The sequence below is a fragment of the Streptomyces sp. NPDC058459 genome (assembly GCF_042721685.1).
Taxonomy (GTDB): domain Bacteria; phylum Actinomycetota; class Actinomycetes; order Streptomycetales; family Streptomycetaceae; genus Streptomyces.
In genome coordinates this window covers 1-14,592 of sequence record NZ_JBHXLV010000163.1, presented here as the reverse complement: position 1 = coordinate 14,592, position 14,592 = coordinate 1, and the positions used below count along the sequence as shown (strand labels likewise).

Here is a 14,592-nt window from a genome sequence, read left to right as displayed (position 1 = left end):
CATGTCCCTCCATCGACGTCACTTCCTGGCCGGCAGCGCGCTGGCGCTGGGCTCGGCCGCACTCTCCGGCCCCCTCGCCTACGCCGCCCCGGCCGCACGCTCGCTCGCACCGGCCGCCTTCACCCGGCTCCCCCCGGGCAGCGTCACCGCTCGCGGCTGGCTGGCCGGCCAGCTCAGACTTCAGCTCGACGGGTTGTGCGGCCACTACGACCAGCGCTCGCACTTCCTGAACTTCGACGACTCCGGCTGGGTGCGTCCCGAGAAGCCCGGCTGGGAGGAACTTCCCTACTGGCTACGGGGTTTCGTGCCCCTTGCCATCGCCACCGGGGACGCCGACGCGCTGGCGCGGGCCCGCCGCTGGATCGACGCGGTGCTGGCCACCCAGCAGTCCGACGGGTTCTTCGGTCCGCGCGCCTTGCGCACCTCGCTGGACGGCGGCCCCGACTTCTGGCCGTTCCTGCCGCTGCTGATGGCACTGCGCACCTGGCAGGAGTACGCGGGCGACCAGCGGATCATCCCGTTCCTGACCCGCTTCCTGACCTTCATGAACGCCCAGGGCCGGGGCGCCTTCGACCACAGCTGGATCTCCACCCGCTGGGGCGACGGTCTGGACATCGCGCTGTGGCTGCACGACCGTACCGGCGACGCCTTCCTGCTGGACCTCGCCGACAAGATGCACACCTGGGGCGCCGACTGGACGGGCCCGCTGCCCACCGCGCACAACGTCAACATCGCGCAGGGCTTCCGGGAACCGGCCCAGTACGCCCGGCGTTCCGGCTCGGCCGCGGACACGGGTGCCACGTACCGCACGTACGACCAAGTGCTGGGTGTGTACGGGCAGTTCCCGGGTGGCGGATTCGCCGGGGACGAGAATCTGCGGGCCGGGTTCGGTGATCCCCGGCAGGGGTTCGAGACCTGCGGGATCGTCGAGTTCATGGCCAGCCACGAGCTGCTCACCCGGGTCACCGGGGACCCGGTGTGGGCGGACCGGTGCGAGGAGCTGGCGTTCAACATGCTGCCGGCCGCGCTCGATCCGCAGGGCCGGGCGGTGCACTACATCACCAGCGCGAACAGCGTCGACCTGGACAACGCGGCGAAGACGCAGGGGCAGTTCCAGAACGGCTTCGCCATGCAGTCTTTCCAGCCGGGCATCGACAACTACCGGTGCTGCCCGCACAACTACGGCATGGGCTGGCCCTGTTTCACCGAGGAACTGTGGCTCGCCACCCCGGACCAGGGTCTGGCGGCCGCTCTCTACGCGCCGAGCCGGGTGACGGCCACCGTGGCCGGCGGGACGCGGGTCACGGTCACCGAGCAGACCGACTACCCCTTCGGCGACACGGTCCGGCTCACCCTGTCCACGCCCGGGGCGGTCCGCTTCCCGCTGCGGCTGCGGGTGCCGGGCTGGTGTCCGGACCCGGTGCTCACGGTGAACGGCCAGGCGGTGGCCGCGCGTCCGGGCCCGGCCTTCGTCACCGTGGACCGCACCTGGGCGAACGGCGACGTCGTCGCCCTGAGGCTCCCCCAGCGCACGACGATCCGTACCTGGACGGGCGGCGGGAACGCGGTCAGCGTGGCGCACGGCCCGCTCACGTACGCGCTGAGGATCGGCGAGCGCTACGTCCGCTACGCGGGCGACGACACCTTCCCCGAGTACGAGGTGCACGCCACCTCCCCGTGGAACTACGGGCTGGTGCCGGACGCGGTACCGGAGTTCGTCCGGGCGGCAGGCGCGGTCCCGGCCAACCCGTTCACCCTGGAGAGCACGCCCGTGCGGCTGACGGCGCAGGCCCGCCGTATCCCCGAGTGGATCGCGGACGACGAGCACGTGGTCGCGCCGCTCCAGCCGAGCCCCGCCCGGTCCACCTCCCCTGTGGAGACGGTCACGCTGGTGCCGATGGGGGCGGCGCGGCTGCGGATCAGCAGCTTCCCGACCGCGGCACCGGACGGCCGCCCGTGGACCCCGGAGCCGCCGTTCCGGCGGGTGCGGAACAAGAACAGCGGGAAGGTGCTCGCCGTGGACAACATGTCCACGGCCAACAGCGCCCGGGTGGTGCAGTTCGACGACACGCCGACCGCCGACCACGCCTGGCAGCTGCTCGACCGGGGCGACGGCTGGTTCCTGGTCCGCAACGGCAACAGCGGCAAGGTACTGGGTGTGGACGGCATGTCGACGGCCGACAGCGCGCTGGTCGTCCAGTACGAGGACAACGGCACGGACGACCATCTGTGGCGGCGTCTGGACAACGGTGACGGCTGGTTCCGGCTCCAGAACAAGCACAGCGGCAAGGTGCTCGGTGTGGACCGGATGTCCACGGCGAACAGCGCGCAGGTCGTGCAGTTCGCGGACAACGGCACCGACGACCACCTGTGGCGGATCGGCTAGCCGTCGCGGGAGTCGTCCCGGTCAGCCGGGCCGGGACGACTCCGGCAGGTCGCACTCGATGAAGGACGGCGGACGGCAATTCGCCACGGGGCGTTCGCCGTACGGCACGCGTGGCTCCCCGCGGGTGCCCGGCACCGGTGGCTGCTGGTGCCCGGCAGGGTGCTGTAGGCGGCGGGGATCGCGGCACAGTTGCTGGACCCGGCCCGCACTCCCCGGCTCAACGGGCCCGCGGGGGCGGTTCGGCCGGCGTGCGGCACAGCTCGGCGGTGAACTGGGCGCCGGTGAGCAGGGCCAGGTTGGACAGCCAGAGCCAGATCAGGAAGACGACCGACCCCGCGAGCGAACCGTAGAGCCTGCTGTAGCCGCCGAGCACCGAGGTGTAGAGCGCGAAGCCGCCGGACACCGTGATCCACAGCGTGGCGGCGAGCAGTCCGCCGGGGAGGCTGTGCCCGCGCCGCTTGGCGTGCGGGGGGCCGGTACGGAAGACGACCACGATCAGCACGACCGCCAGGATCAGCAGCAGTGGCCAGCGCAGCAGGCGCCACACCCAGGCCACCGTGGCATCGAGGCCGAAGAAGCGTCCGGCGGCTTCGGCGACGGGCCCGGTGAGCAGCAGCACCAGGGCGCTGACCACGAGCAGGCCGAGCAGGGCCAGCGCGGTCAGCACGATGCGGTGGGCCTTGCGCAGGGGCGAGCGGTGGTCCTCGACTCGGTGCATGCGGTGCAGGGAGCGGCGGAAGACGGCCAGATAGCTGGAGGCGGACCAGACGGCGCTGGCGGACCCGGCGACCAGCAGCGGCCAGACGGCGGCGTCGGGGCGCAGCATGCGGCCCAGCACGTCGTGGAGTTCGCCGCCGGACTCGGCGGGGGCATAGGCGGTGACCTGGCTGATGAAGCGTTCCGCCGTGCCGGGGCTGATCAGCGCGAAGGCGATGACGGTGACGAGGAGGGCGGGCAGCACGGTCAGGATGGCGTAGTAGGTGAGGGCGGCGGCGTCGTCGGAGACGTCGTCGCGCCACATGGACAGCGGGGTGCGGCGCAGTGCCGCGCCCCATTGGGTGGGCCGGGGCGGTCGGGTGGCGGTGGGGGCGTGTGATTCAGCGGACATGCGGTACCTGGTGGGATCGGGCGCTCAGGCGCACCCGGCCGTGGACGGGACAGGGGTCGGCGGCCGCTCGGGCCCAGCCGAGGAGCCGGGTGACGCCGGGCCGCAGGGCGTCGGGGGTGGTGTCGGGCTGGAGCCAGAGGTGCAGCCGCACGGTGATCCGGCCGCGTCCGGCGTGGACGCGGGCACGGCAGTGGGCGACGCCGTCGAGGGCGGCCGCGTCGCGGGCGACGGCCTCCTCCAGGGCGCGGGCGCGCACGGTGGAGCCGGGTGCGGGCAGGCTGATCAGCGGGCGTCCGCCGCCGTGGAACCGGCGGGCGCACCACAGGGCGCCGAGCGCGGTGAGGGCGAGGGAGGCGGCGAGGGCGGTGGGCGTCCACCAGCCCTGGCCGCGCAGGTCGAGGACGCGGGCCGGGCTCAGGAAGGTGACGTCGCCGGAGGGCTCCGGCCACCAGGCGGGCATGCGGGTGCCGAGGGCCGGGTCGGCGGACGCCAGCCAGGCCCCGGCGGCCAGCAGGGTGAGTCCGGCGGCGGCGAGGACGCAGCGGTTGAGGGCGGTGCGCATCAGCTTCCTCCCGCCGGCGCCACGGCACCCGTCGGCGCCGGTGCCGGTCCGGCCGGGGGCGGGGTCCACACCGGCAGGGGGCGTACGGCGACGCGCAGCCGCAGCGGGCGGCGCAGGCCGCACTCGGTGAGGGCGCGGCGCGCGGCGTCGGTGATCTGCTCGCGGGTGGCGGCGCGGTCCCCGAAGGCGAGGGCGGCGCGGACGGTGGCGCGGCGGCGCCGGACCCGTACGGCGACCGTGTCGACGCCGTCGGTGGCGGCGGCGGCGTCCCGGAGCAGGGCGGCGACCGCCGCGCGGTCCACGGCGACCTGGGTGGCCGGTGCCGGGGAGTGGGCGGTGAGCAGCCCCCGCCGTCCGGGGGTGACGGCGAGGACGATCAGCCAGACGCCGAGCAGGGCGCAGCCGAGGGCGGCCGCGGTGACCGGGGGTTCACCGGGTCCGTGCGCGTAGAGCCAGTGCAGGGCCCCGGTGCGCCAGAGGGCTGCCGGGCGGTGGCCGGCGTGCACGAGGATCAGGTCGGTGGCGAGGGCGCCGCAGGTGAGGGTGGCGAGCAGGACGAGCACGCCGAGGGGCAGTCCGCGCCGCGCCCACCAGCGGCGCGGGACCCGGCCCCCGGATGCCGCCTCCGGCGCCGGTGCGCCGGGTGCGCCGGGTGCGGTCTGCCGGTCCGGGGTGAGCGCGGTGACGCCGACGCGGGCCGTACGGACGTCGAGGCCGGTCAGCTCGGCGGTGCGGGCGGTCACATGGTCCTGGACGCGGCGGACGGTGGGCGTGAGCGGCGCGGGGTAGGGCAGCGCGACGTCGACCGCGATCTCGGCCCGGCCGCCGCGTACCGAGGCCGACGAGCCGGTGGCGCGCGCGGCGCGGCCGGGCAGCGCCTCGGTGACGGCCCGGCCGGCGATCCGGCGGGCGGCGCGGTCGGAGACCGTGGTGGTGCCGCGCTGTCCTGGGGCGGTCACCGGCGGCCCCGATCGAAGGTGTGCCGCAGGTCCCCGGCGCGTCCGCCCCGGTCGAACCAGTACCCGACCGCGTAGCCCACCGCGCCGAGCGCGGCCACGAGCAGGAAGGCGCCGAACCCGCCGAACCAGCCCGCGAACGCCAGCGCGACACCGGCGATCAGCCCTACCAGTGCTCTGTCCATGTCGTACGTCTCCTTCAGTCCTGCTCTTCCGCCCGGCTCTTCGTCGCCGCGGCGCGCCGTCAGGCCACGCGGGAGGCGGTCTCCGGGGCGGGGTCCTCGTCGTCGGGCAGGTGGACGTCGTTGATGGTGACGTTGACCTCGACGACCTCCAGGCCGGTGATCCGCTCGACGGCGTCGATGACGTTCTCCCGGACGTCGCGGGCGAGGTCGGCGATCGGTACGCCGTACTCCACGACCAGGTCGAGGTCGATGGCGGTCTGCCGCTCCCCCACCTCGACCTTGACGCCCCGGCCGACGTTGGAACGGCCGCCGGGGACGCGGTCGCGGACGGCGCCGAAGGTGCGGGACAGGCCGCCGCCCATGGCGTGCACTCCGGGGATCTCGCGCGCGGCCACCCCGGCGACCTTCACGACGACGACGTCGGCGATGGAGGTACGGCCGCGCGTGGCGGCGGGCTCGTCGGCTCCGGTGGCGCCGGCGGCGAGGTGGGTGGTGGACGGCTGGGTCTTGGCGGTGGGGCCCGCCGGGGCCGTGCCGGTGGTGGCGGGGGCGCTCTGGACGCTCATGACCAGGTCCTCTCGAGGGGCCGTACTGCTGGTGTCGTTCCGTTGGACCCGGCCGGTCCACGACTGTGACGCGGATTCCCCGATTTTCTCCGCCGAAGCCTGTCATCCCCTCCCTGACGCGCCCCGCGACCTGCATCCACCTGGGTTTTCCTGCCTGAAGTAGCGGATGAGGGGCACGGCCGAAAGGGGCGCGGCGGATACCGCGTCACAAAGCCGCCCCGGAGATGTCGAAGGGGCAGGACGACGGAGAGGAGCCGCCCGGTGTCGGGGGCCCGCAGACAGATCACGTATCCGGGGCCGGAACGCGCTCCCGACGGCACCCCGGCACGGGAGGCCGGCGCGGCGCGCCCGGACGACGGCCTGCTGACGGTGCGTGCGGCCGAGGGCGACGAGGAGGCGTTCGCCGTTCTGGTGCGCGCGCACGCCCCGGCACTGGTGGGTCTGGCCACCCGGCTGCTGGGCGACCGTGCGGAGGCGGAGGACGCGGTGCAGGACGCCTTCATCAGCGCCTGGCGCCGGCTGCCGGAGTTCCAGCGGCGTTCCTCGTTCGGCACCTGGATCTACCGCATCGTCACCAACCGGTGCCTGAACGTCCTGCGGGCGCGCCGGCCGGTGACGTCGCTGGAGGCGGCTGGGGAGTTCGCGGCGCCGGAGTACGACTCCCCCGAGCGCGTCACCGAGGCGCGGGACGCGGTGCGCGGGATGCGCCGGGCCCTGGACGAACTCTCGGCGGAGCAGCGGGCCTGCTGGGTCCTGCGCGAACTGGACGGACGCTCCTACGAGTTCATCGCGGAGACGGTCGGCATCAGCCAGGAGGCGGTGCGCGCCCGCGTCTTCCGCGCACGACGCTGTCTGACACGAGCACTGGGGGCCTGGCGATGACCACCCACACCGACCCGCCCGACCGGTACACCGGGTCCTACGGCGACGACGAGCGGCTGGCCTGCGGGCGGCTGCTGTCCGGCGTCTGGGACGCCTGGGAGCGGGGCGCCCCCGATCCGCACCGCGCCGGCTGTCCGCACTGCGCGGGCGCGGTGCGGGAGCTGACGCTGCTGGAGACGACGGTGCGGGAGCTGCGGGAGGAGACCGTCCCGGAGGACACCGGCTACGACGCCTCGGCGCTGACCCGGCGGGTGATGGACGTGGTCCGGATGGAGCTGCGGCCCGGCCGCCCGGTGCCGCTCGGGGACGACGACGAGGACCTCTGGGTGATGGAGGCGGTCGTCGCGCGCACCCTGCGGGCCGCCGCCGAGACGGTCACCGGGGTCCGTGCGGGTTCGTGCCGGATCGCGCCGCCGGACGCCCCCGCGCGGGGTGAGGTGACGGTGCGCCTGGAGGTGCACGCCCCGCTGGGCGTGCCGCTGGAGGAGGTGGTCGAGGAGGTACGGCGCCGGGTAGCCGGGGCCGCCCGGCTGCGGCTGGGGCTGCGGCCCGCGTCGGTGGACATCCGGATCGTCGATCTCGTGGACGCACCGGCCGGAGCCGAGGAGGGTTCGGGCGATGACTGACCGCGCGCTGCGCACCACGCTCACCGGGGAGATCGCCGCCGCCGTGGAGTCCGTGCCGGGGGTGGCGTTCCTGCGGCCGGGCTTCGGCGGCCGGCTCCGCTCGGCGCTGCCGCGCGGCGCGAGCACCGCCGACGGGGTCCGGGCCGTGCCCTCCGGGGTGCGGCTGAGCCGCCCGGACGGGGCCGGGCCGTGGCGGGTGGAGATCCACCTGGTGGCACGGGGCCAGCTCCGCACCCTCGACGTGGTCCGCGCCGTCGTCAGGGCCACGGAGGAACGGCTTGCCGGGCTGCTGCCCGGTCAGGAGCCACCGAAGATCACCGTGACCGTAACCGGGCTGGTCTGAGCCCGTAGGCCAGTAGGCCAGTATGGGTCCGGGCGACCAATCCGCGGCCCCTGCGGCCTCGGATTACGCGGGGACGACTCCCGTGGAAGTTCGCGGGAGCCCCGCCCCGGCGCAACGTTGGAGAGGACAGTTGTGAAGGAAGCCGTCTACATCGGCAGGAACCCGGCAGCGGAACCGGACTTGCAGCAGTTGCTGCATGAGGTGGCCCTCGGCGACCAGGAGGCGTTCGCCTCGGTCTACGACACCGTGGCCGGTTCGGTGCTCGGGGTCGTCCGGGCGGTGCTGCGCGACCTGGCGCAGTCGGAGGAGGTGGCCCAGGACGTGCTGGTGGAGGTCTGGCGCACCGCTCCGCGCTACCGGCCCGACCGGGGCACCGCGATCAACTGGATTCTGACGCTCGCGCACCGGCGTGCTGTGGACCGGGTCCGCTCGGTGGAGGCCGCCGCCGCCCGCGACACCAAGGCGGCCCTGCTGGACCGCACGCCGGAGTACGACGAGGTGACCGAGCAGGTGGAGTCCCGGCTGGAGCAGGAGCAGGTGCGGCGCTGTCTGCGCACGCTGACCGACCTCCAGCGTCAGTCGGTGACTCTGGCCTACTACCGGGGGCTGACCTACCGGGAAGTGGCGGAGGCGCTCGCCCTGCCGCTCGGCACCGTCAAGACAAGACTGCGCGACGGCCTCATCCGGCTGCGCGACTGCCTGGGGGTGACCGCGTGACCATGACCGATCCACACACGCTGACGGGTGCCTACGCGCTGCACGCGCTGCCCGACGACGAGCGTGCCGACTTCGAGCGTCATCTGTCGGGCTGCCCGTCCTGCACCCGTGAGGTGGAGGAGTTCGAGGCGGCCGCGGCCCGGCTGGCGCTGGCCGCTTCAGGGCCGGTGCGCCCGGCGATGCGGGAGGAGGTGCTGCACCGCGTGGGCTCGGTGCGCCAGCTCACGCCCTCGACCACCCCGGCGGAGCGGGTCCGCCGCAGCAAGGCTCTCGGCGCGGCTCCGGCCCGCTGGGCGCTGGCCGCGTGCGTGGCGGCGGCCTCCGTCTTCGGCGGTACGGCGGTGTGGCAGTGGGAGCGCGCGCAGGACGCCCAGCAGCGGGCGGTGCAGGCGGAGCGGCAGGCGTCCGAGCTGGCCGGGGTGCTGGCGGCGCCGGACGCCAAGTCCCGCACGGTGAAGGTGGCCGGCGGTACCGGCACGGTGGTGGTCTCCGCCCGGCGGGACCGGGCGGTGTACGTGTCGTCCCGGATGCCCGAGCCGCCGAAGGGCAAGGTGTACCAGCTCTGGTTCGACGACGGCGGCACCATGCGGAACGCCGGCCTGATGGACCCGGCGCGCGCCAGCCAGACGGTGCTGATGCGGGGCGCGGTGGACGGGGCCTCGGGCGTCGGGCTGACCGTGGAACCGGCGGGCGGCTCGGCCAGGCCGACGACCACGCCGTTGACGGTGCTGAGCCTGCCGACCTAGGCCCGGCGGAGGCACGAAAGGAGGGGAGCCCTGGATCACCGGGGCTCCCCTTCCTTTCGTGGTCCGGCGTCAGCCGCGCGGGGGCAGCGGGAAGAAGCCGCTGGTGCGGGCGGCGTACGCGTCCCAGCCTGGGCGGCCGGACATACGGCGCTCCAGCAGGCGCTTGCCGCTGCCGTTGATCAGCAGATAGCTCATCAACAGCGGCGAGACGAAGGAGACCACGGCGGGTGCGGCTCCGCCGTCGCAGGCGATCAGGAACAGCCCCCACCAGACGCAGAAGTCGCCGAAGTAGTTGGGGTGCCGGGTGTAGCGCCACAGCCCCCGGTCCATGATGCGGCCCTTGTTGGCGGGGTCGGCCTTGAAGCGGGCCTTCTGGGCGTCGCCGACGGCCTCGAAGAAGATGCCGACCGCCCACAGGGCCGTACCGGTCCAGGCGAGCACCGACACCGGGCCGGTCGCGTACTGGGCGGCCTGGACCGGCAGCGAGACCAGCCAGACCAGGGCGCCCTGGAGCAGGTAGATCATGCGGAAGGCGTACAGATTCCGGTTGCCGGACGCCTTGCCGAGCATTTCCTCGTAACGCGGGTCCTCGCCGTGGCCCCGGCCGCGCCGCCCGATGTGGACGGCGAGCCTGACGCCCCACACGACGGTGAGGGCGGTGACGAGGGCCCGGCGGACGAGGTCGCCCTCGCCGGCCGACGCGCCGAAGGTGGCCAGGGCGACCGCGGCGAAGGCGGCGCCCCATGCGATGTCCACGATCCGGTGCATGCCCTTGCGGACGGCCACGGCGAAGGTGATCACCATGACGCCGAGCGCGGTGAGTGCCGCCCAGCCGAGGTTCGCGGCGAAGGCGGCCCAGTGGAAGCCGTTCACAGCTGCCCCAGGTTCCGGTACCAGTCGGCGGCCTCGGACAGGTCGAGCCCGCTGGCGCCCGCGCCGTCACGCCGTACGGAGAGGATCTGGTCCACGCCCATGCGGCCCTCCTCGAAGGCGAGCGCCCCGCCGACCAGGTACAGCCGCCACACGCGTGCGGTCTCGGTGCCGACCAGGGCGACCACGTCGTCCCAGCGGCGTTCCAGGGTCTCGTGCCAGGCGGAAACGGTGCGGACGTAGTGCTCGCGCATCGACTCCGTGGAGCGCACCTCCAGACCGGCCGCCTCCAGGAGGCCGACCGTGTCACCGAGGGGCCGCATGTGCATGTCGGGCGCGATGTACGCCTCGATGAACGCGCCGCCGCCCGGCGCGTTGGCGCCCCGGGACATCTGCTGCACCAGCACCCGGCCCTCCGGGCGGACCATCCGGTGCAGGGCGGCCGCGAACGCGGGGTACTCGGCGTCGCCGACGTGCTCGCCCATCTCGACGGTGGCGACCGCGTCGTAGGCCGAGCCGGTGATGTCGCGGTAGTCCTGGCAGACCACCTCCACCCGCTGTTCGAGACCGCGCAGACGGACCTGCTCACGGACGTACGCGGCCTGTTCACGGGCCAGGGTGACGGCGGTGACCTGGGCCTTGTGCTGTTCGGCGGCATACAGGGTGAGCGAGCCCCAGCCGCAGCCGATGTCGAGCAGCCGGGAGCCGGCGGTGAGGCCGAGCTTGCGGCAGATCAGCTCCAGCTTGGCCCGCTGGGCGTCGGCGGGGTCGGCCTTCTCGCCGGCCTCGGTGGTCCAGTAGCCGCAGGAGTAGGCCATGGTCTCGTCGAGGAGGAGGCGGTAGAAGTCGTTCGACAGGTCGTAGTGGTGGCTGATCGCGGCGCGGTCGCGTGCCTTGGTGTGCCGGCCGCCGCGCAGCCGGGCCTGGGAGGCGGGCACGGGCGGCCGTGGGCCGATCGCACCGAGCCGTACCGCCTCGCCGACCGCGCGGGCCCGGTCGGTGAGGGTGAGGCTCGGGGTGTGCGCGCCGCGCTCGCGGCCTGCGGCCCAGACGGTGCGCAGGCCCTCGGCGAGGTCGCCCTCGACGTCGAGTTCACCGGTGATGTACGCCTGGGCGAGGCCGAGTTCGCCGGGCTGCCAGAGCAGTCGGCGCAGGGCGCGCCGGGAGCGCAGGACGATGACGGGGGTCCCGGACGGGCCGCTCTCACTGCCGTCCCAGGCGCGCAGCCGGACGGGCAGCGGGGCGCCGAGCGCGTCCTCGACGAGCGCGGCGATCCGGTGGGCGGCGCCGGTACGGGCGGGGGTGCCGAGGAGGCTCAGCGGGCTCATCGGGTGGGCTCCTTGGTGAGCAGGTACTGCTGGACATCGAGGTAGCCGGAGCGGAACCCGGCCTCGGAGTAGGCGAGGTAGAAGGTCCACATGCGGCGGAAGACGGCGTCGAAGCCGAGGTCGTCGACGTCGTCGGCGCGCTCGGTGAACCGTTCGCGCCACAGGCGCAGGGTCTCGGCGTAGTGCGCGCCGAAGGCGTCACGGCGGGTGACGGCGAGCCCGGTGTGTTCCCGCACGGTCTGGTCGACGGCCTCGACCGAGGGCAGCAGGCCACCGGGGAAGATGTACTTCTGGATCCAGGTGTGGGTGTCGCGGGAGGCGAGCATCCGCTCGTGCGGCATGGTGATGGCCTGCAGGGCGACCCGGCCGCCGGGGGCGAGGCGCTCGTCCAGGGTGCGGAAGTAGGTGGGCCAGAACTCGGCGCCGACCGCCTCGATCATCTCCACGCTGACGATGGCGTCGTAGGTGCCCTCGGCCTCGCGGTAGTCGCGGAGTTCGATGGCGACCCGGTCGGCGAATCCCGCCTCGCGCACCCGCTGCCGGGCGAGGTCGCGCTGTTCGCGGGAGAGGGTCAGTGAGGTGACGTGGGCGCCACGGGCGGCGGCGCGCAGGGCGAGTTCGCCCCAGCCGGTGCCGATCTCCAGCAGCCGGGTGCCCTCGCCGACCTCGGCGAGGTCCAGCAGCCGGTCGATCTTGCGGTGCTGGGCGGCGGGGAGCAGGGCGTGCTCGGCGGGGAAGCCGCGGAAGACGGCGGAGGAATAGGTGAGGGTGTCGTCGAGGAAGAGGGCGAACAGGTCGTTGGACAGGTCGTAATGGCGGCTGATGTTGTCGCGGGCGCCGGTCTCGGTGTTGCGCTGGGCGGCGGGCTGGCGCAGCGCCCACAGGCGGCGCAGGCGCTGCAGCGGGGCGGGGACGAGTTCGGCGGCGTGGGAGGCGAGCACGGTGAGCGCGCCGACCAGGTCGGGGGCGTCCCACTCCCCCGCCATGTACGACTCGCCGAAGCCGATCAGGCCCGTGGTGCCGATACGGGCGTGGAAGGCGTCCGGGTCCCGCACCTCTATGAGCGGTCCGCCCAGGCCCAGGGTGGTGCCGCCGGGGAACCGGACCCGGAGCGGCAGCCCGCCGAGGGCGTGCCGTACGACGCCTGCGGCGACGGTACGCACCGGCCAGGACGCCTTGGGCACGGCGGCCACGTCGGGCCAGCGGCCGGCGTCCACCGGGGCCGGGACCGCTTCCCCGGTCCTGGTCGTGGGGCGGGGGTGGGCTGTGGTCATGTGGCGTTCTCCGGGTCGTGGCGGACCTGGCGCGGCTGCACCGGCAGGCCCCTGAGGAACAGGCGGATGCCGTGGAAACGGATGGCGGCCGACACCGCGAGGGTCGACCAGGGGTGGCGCAGGGACAGGCGCAGCAGCGCGCCGGGGGTGGCCGGACGGCGGGTGCCGTGGACGGTGGCGGTGAAGGGCGGGCTGCCGGGCCGGTCCAGGCGCAGGGAGAGCTGGAGGCGCTCCCTGGGGGCCGGGAGCCGCATGTGGTAGCGGCCGTCGACCGGATAGAAGGGCGATACGTAGAACTCCTTGTCCACGTCGGCCCTCCCGGCCGGGTCGGTGTGCAGCAGGTAGGCGTGCCGGCCGCCATAGGTGTTGTGCACCTCGGCCACCACGCAGCGGGGGTGGCCTTCGGCGTCGTGGCACCAGTACAGGGTGAGGGGGTTGAAGACATGGCCGAGGACGCGCGCGTGCGCGAGCATGAGGACGCGGCCCCCTTCCAGGTCGATGCCGCGCTCGGCGAGGAAGCCGTCGAGCGCGGCACGGATCGAGGGGGCGCGGCCGGTGAAGTGGTCGTTGGCCCGGCAACCGGCCCACCGCCGGAGCCAAGCCGGTAGGTCGGGGGGGTGGTGGCCGGCGCCCCCCCCCCAGGAGTTGCGGGGGGGCCCGTCGTGGCGCACGGGGGCGCGGCGGGTGTGCCGGATGACGCACGGGTAGAGGGCGGGGGCCGTGCTCACCAGGTCACCCCCAGTGCCTCGGCCGCGGCCACCCCGCTGCGACAGCCGTCCTCGTGGAACCCCCAGCCGTGGTAAGCGCCGGCGAACGCGGTGACAGAGGTGGCGAGTTCGGGCAGCCGTCGCTGCGCCGCGACCGATTCCGGGGTGTAGACGGGGTGCTCGTAATCCATCCGCGCCAGGACGCGCGCGGGATCGACGCGGTCCTCGCCGCCGAGGGTGACGAGGTAGCGCGGGGAGGCGTCGAGACGCTGGAGCCGGTTCATGTCGTAGGTGACGCGTACCCGGTCCGAGCCCGCCGAACAGTTCGGCATGAGGTAGTTCCAGGACGCGCGGGCTCCCGCGGCCCTGGGCAGCACGGCGGCGTCGGTGTGCAGCAGGGTGGCGTTGCGGGAGTAGCGGAAGGCTCCGAGGATCTCCTTCTCGTCGGCGGTGGCGTCACCGAGCAGCCGGAGCGCCTGATCGGGGTGGACGGCGATGACGACATGGTCGTAGGACTCGGTGGTGCCGTCGTGCGTGGTGATGTCGACGCCGTCGGCGTGCCGCAGGACGGTGCGGACCGGGGCGCTGGTGCGCACCTCCTGGATCTCCGCCGCCACCCGGTCGACATAGCTGCGTGAGCCGCCGGTCACGGTCCGCCACACGGGCGAGCCGGTGACGGAGAGCATGCCGTGGTGCTCCAGGAACCGGAAGAGGTACGCGGCCGGGTAGTGCTGCGCGGTCTCGGCGTCGCAGGACCAGACGCAGGAGACCACCGGCGTCATGAAGTGGGCCCGGAAGTACGGGGAGAAGCCCGACCGGTCCATGAACTCGCCCAGTGTCATCGTGGAGTGGCCCTGGTGCTCCAGCAGGGCGCGGGCGGCCCGGTGGAAGGCGGGGACCTCGGCGAGCATGCGCAGGTAGCGGGCGCGCAGCAGGTTGCGGGGCTGGGCGAGCAGGCCGCGGGCGCCGCGCGCACCGGCGTACTCGAGGCCGCAGCCCTCGCACCGTACCGACATGCTCATCTCCGACTCCTGCGTGGCGACGCCGAGTTCGCGGAAGAGCCGGAGCAGGTTCGGGTAGGTGCGCCGGTTGTGCACGATGAAACCGGAGTCGACCCGGTCGATGCGGCCGTCCGGGGCTATGAGGTCGTGCGTGTGGGCGTGGCCGCCGAGGCGGTCGTCCGCCTCGTACAGGGTGACGTGGTGGGCCCGGCGCAGCACATGGGCGGCGCTGAGTCCGGCGACTCCGCTGCCCACGACGGCGGTTCGGCGCATCGTGCGTTCCCTTCCAGGTGGTCGGATGTATGCGGGTGTGAGTGAGTGTATGGAGAAAGGGC

General features: G+C 74.0%; 16 protein-coding genes. 6 read left to right on the top strand and 10 right to left on the bottom strand.

Features of this window, described 5'->3' with window-relative positions:
* The first annotated feature begins 1 nt into the window (after position 1).
* Positions 2 to 2,386 carry a beta-L-arabinofuranosidase domain-containing protein gene (locus ACFWN1_RS24695; RefSeq protein WP_384365886.1) on the top strand — a complete coding sequence of 795 codons (2,385 nt, stop codon included), beginning with the start codon at positions 2 to 4 and terminating at the stop codon, positions 2,384 to 2,386.
* 217 nt (positions 2,387 to 2,603) lie between these two features.
* Here the strand turns inward: ACFWN1_RS24695 and ACFWN1_RS24690 are convergent, their stop codons facing one another.
* The 5 genes from ACFWN1_RS24690 to ACFWN1_RS24670 are packed head-to-tail and all read right to left on the bottom strand — an operon-like array spanning position 2,604 to position 5,763.
* Positions 2,604 to 3,494, bottom strand: coding sequence for a YihY/virulence factor BrkB family protein (locus ACFWN1_RS24690; protein WP_384365883.1), 891 nt, complete (start codon positions 3,492 to 3,494; stop codon positions 2,604 to 2,606).
* Positions 3,484 to 4,056 carry a hypothetical protein gene (locus tag ACFWN1_RS24685; protein ID WP_384365880.1) on the bottom strand — a complete coding sequence of 191 codons (573 nt, stop codon included), beginning with the start codon at positions 4,054 to 4,056 and terminating at the stop codon, positions 3,484 to 3,486. Before ACFWN1_RS24685 ends, ACFWN1_RS24690 begins: the two co-directional genes overlap by 11 nt.
* Positions 4,056 to 5,015, bottom strand: coding sequence for a DUF6286 domain-containing Asp23/Gls24 family envelope stress response protein (locus tag ACFWN1_RS24680; protein ID WP_384365877.1), 960 nt, complete (start codon positions 5,013 to 5,015; stop codon positions 4,056 to 4,058). The genes ACFWN1_RS24685 and ACFWN1_RS24680 overlap by 1 nt, the downstream gene beginning before the upstream one ends.
* The gene (locus ACFWN1_RS24675) at positions 5,012 to 5,197 is read right to left on the bottom strand and encodes a hypothetical protein (protein WP_384365874.1); all 186 of its coding nucleotides are present in this window, start codon (positions 5,195 to 5,197) and stop codon (positions 5,012 to 5,014) included. The genes ACFWN1_RS24680 and ACFWN1_RS24675 overlap by 4 nt, the downstream gene beginning before the upstream one ends.
* A gap of 59 nt (positions 5,198 to 5,256) precedes the next feature.
* Positions 5,257 to 5,763: an Asp23/Gls24 family envelope stress response protein gene (locus ACFWN1_RS24670; RefSeq protein WP_384365871.1), complete on the bottom strand. Its 507-nt coding sequence runs from the start codon at positions 5,761 to 5,763 to the stop codon at positions 5,257 to 5,259.
* 360 nt (positions 5,764 to 6,123) lie between these two features.
* On the opposite strand from ACFWN1_RS24670, the gene ACFWN1_RS24665 reads away from it, so the two are divergent.
* The 5 genes from ACFWN1_RS24665 to ACFWN1_RS24645 all read left to right on the top strand — a co-directional run bounded on the left by ACFWN1_RS24665 (position 6,124) and on the right by ACFWN1_RS24645 (position 9,077).
* A complete protein-coding gene (locus tag ACFWN1_RS24665; RefSeq protein WP_384365888.1) occupies positions 6,124 to 6,645 on the top strand; it encodes an RNA polymerase sigma factor in 522 nt (173 codons plus the stop codon).
* Positions 6,642 to 7,271 carry an Asp23/Gls24 family envelope stress response protein gene (locus ACFWN1_RS24660; RefSeq protein WP_384365868.1) on the top strand — a complete coding sequence of 210 codons (630 nt, stop codon included), beginning with the start codon at positions 6,642 to 6,644 and terminating at the stop codon, positions 7,269 to 7,271. The genes ACFWN1_RS24665 and ACFWN1_RS24660 overlap by 4 nt, the downstream gene beginning before the upstream one ends.
* Entirely contained in the window at positions 7,264 to 7,614 is a 351-nt protein-coding gene (locus ACFWN1_RS24655; RefSeq protein WP_384365865.1) for a hypothetical protein, read from the top strand. Before ACFWN1_RS24660 ends, ACFWN1_RS24655 begins: the two co-directional genes overlap by 8 nt.
* 132 nt (positions 7,615 to 7,746) lie before the next feature.
* A complete protein-coding gene (locus ACFWN1_RS24650; protein ID WP_384365862.1) occupies positions 7,747 to 8,331 on the top strand; it encodes a sigma-70 family RNA polymerase sigma factor in 585 nt (194 codons plus the stop codon).
* Positions 8,328 to 9,077, top strand: a complete 750-nt coding sequence (locus ACFWN1_RS24645; protein WP_384365859.1) for an anti-sigma factor domain-containing protein — start codon at positions 8,328 to 8,330, stop codon at positions 9,075 to 9,077. The genes ACFWN1_RS24650 and ACFWN1_RS24645 overlap by 4 nt, the downstream gene beginning before the upstream one ends.
* A 69-nt stretch (positions 9,078 to 9,146) precedes the next feature.
* Here ACFWN1_RS24645 and ACFWN1_RS24640 read toward each other — a convergent pair whose 3' ends face one another.
* From ACFWN1_RS24640 to ACFWN1_RS24620, 5 genes are read right to left on the bottom strand one after another with little or no spacing between them, the layout of a single operon-like run.
* Complete coding sequence (locus ACFWN1_RS24640) at positions 9,147 to 9,950, bottom strand: DUF1295 domain-containing protein (RefSeq protein WP_384365856.1); 804 nt, start codon at positions 9,948 to 9,950, stop codon at positions 9,147 to 9,149.
* Positions 9,947 to 11,275 carry a class I SAM-dependent methyltransferase gene (locus ACFWN1_RS24635; protein ID WP_384365853.1) on the bottom strand — a complete coding sequence of 443 codons (1,329 nt, stop codon included), beginning with the start codon at positions 11,273 to 11,275 and terminating at the stop codon, positions 9,947 to 9,949. The genes ACFWN1_RS24640 and ACFWN1_RS24635 overlap by 4 nt, the downstream gene beginning before the upstream one ends.
* Positions 11,272 to 12,549 (bottom strand): class I SAM-dependent methyltransferase, encoded by a 1,278-nt coding sequence (locus ACFWN1_RS24630; protein WP_384365850.1) that lies wholly within the window; start codon positions 12,547 to 12,549, stop codon positions 11,272 to 11,274. Before ACFWN1_RS24630 ends, ACFWN1_RS24635 begins: the two co-directional genes overlap by 4 nt.
* A complete protein-coding gene (locus ACFWN1_RS24625) occupies positions 12,546 to 13,277 on the bottom strand; it encodes a DUF1365 domain-containing protein (protein ID WP_384365847.1) in 732 nt (243 codons plus the stop codon). The genes ACFWN1_RS24630 and ACFWN1_RS24625 overlap by 4 nt, the downstream gene beginning before the upstream one ends.
* Complete coding sequence (locus ACFWN1_RS24620; RefSeq protein WP_384365844.1) at positions 13,274 to 14,530, bottom strand: NAD(P)/FAD-dependent oxidoreductase; 1,257 nt, start codon at positions 14,528 to 14,530, stop codon at positions 13,274 to 13,276. Before ACFWN1_RS24620 ends, ACFWN1_RS24625 begins: the two co-directional genes overlap by 4 nt.
* Between the last annotated feature and the right edge of the window lie 62 nt (positions 14,531 to 14,592).

What these genes read in the sequence shown, in the direction of transcription:
- ACFWN1_RS24695 (WP_384365886.1), top strand. Translation starts at nt 2, where the DNA reads ATGTCCCTCCATCGACGTCACTTCCTGGCCGGCAGCGCGCTGGCGCTG.
- ACFWN1_RS24690 (WP_384365883.1), bottom strand. Translation starts at nt 3,494, where the DNA reads ATGTCCGCTGAATCACACGCCCCCACCGCCACCCGACCGCCCCGGCCC.
- ACFWN1_RS24685 (WP_384365880.1), bottom strand. Translation starts at nt 4,056, where the DNA reads ATGCGCACCGCCCTCAACCGCTGCGTCCTCGCCGCCGCCGGACTCACC.
- ACFWN1_RS24675 (WP_384365874.1), bottom strand. Translation starts at nt 5,197, where the DNA reads ATGGACAGAGCACTGGTAGGGCTGATCGCCGGTGTCGCGCTGGCGTTC.
- ACFWN1_RS24670 (WP_384365871.1), bottom strand. Translation starts at nt 5,763, where the DNA reads ATGAGCGTCCAGAGCGCCCCCGCCACCACCGGCACGGCCCCGGCGGGC.
- ACFWN1_RS24660 (WP_384365868.1), top strand. Translation starts at nt 6,642, where the DNA reads ATGACCACCCACACCGACCCGCCCGACCGGTACACCGGGTCCTACGGC.
- ACFWN1_RS24655 (WP_384365865.1), top strand. Translation starts at nt 7,264, where the DNA reads ATGACTGACCGCGCGCTGCGCACCACGCTCACCGGGGAGATCGCCGCC.
- ACFWN1_RS24635 (WP_384365853.1), bottom strand. Translation starts at nt 11,275, where the DNA reads ATGAGCCCGCTGAGCCTCCTCGGCACCCCCGCCCGTACCGGCGCCGCC.
- ACFWN1_RS24630 (WP_384365850.1), bottom strand. Translation starts at nt 12,549, where the DNA reads ATGACCACAGCCCACCCCCGCCCCACGACCAGGACCGGGGAAGCGGTC.
- ACFWN1_RS24620 (WP_384365844.1), bottom strand. Translation starts at nt 14,530, where the DNA reads ATGCGCCGAACCGCCGTCGTGGGCAGCGGAGTCGCCGGACTCAGCGCC.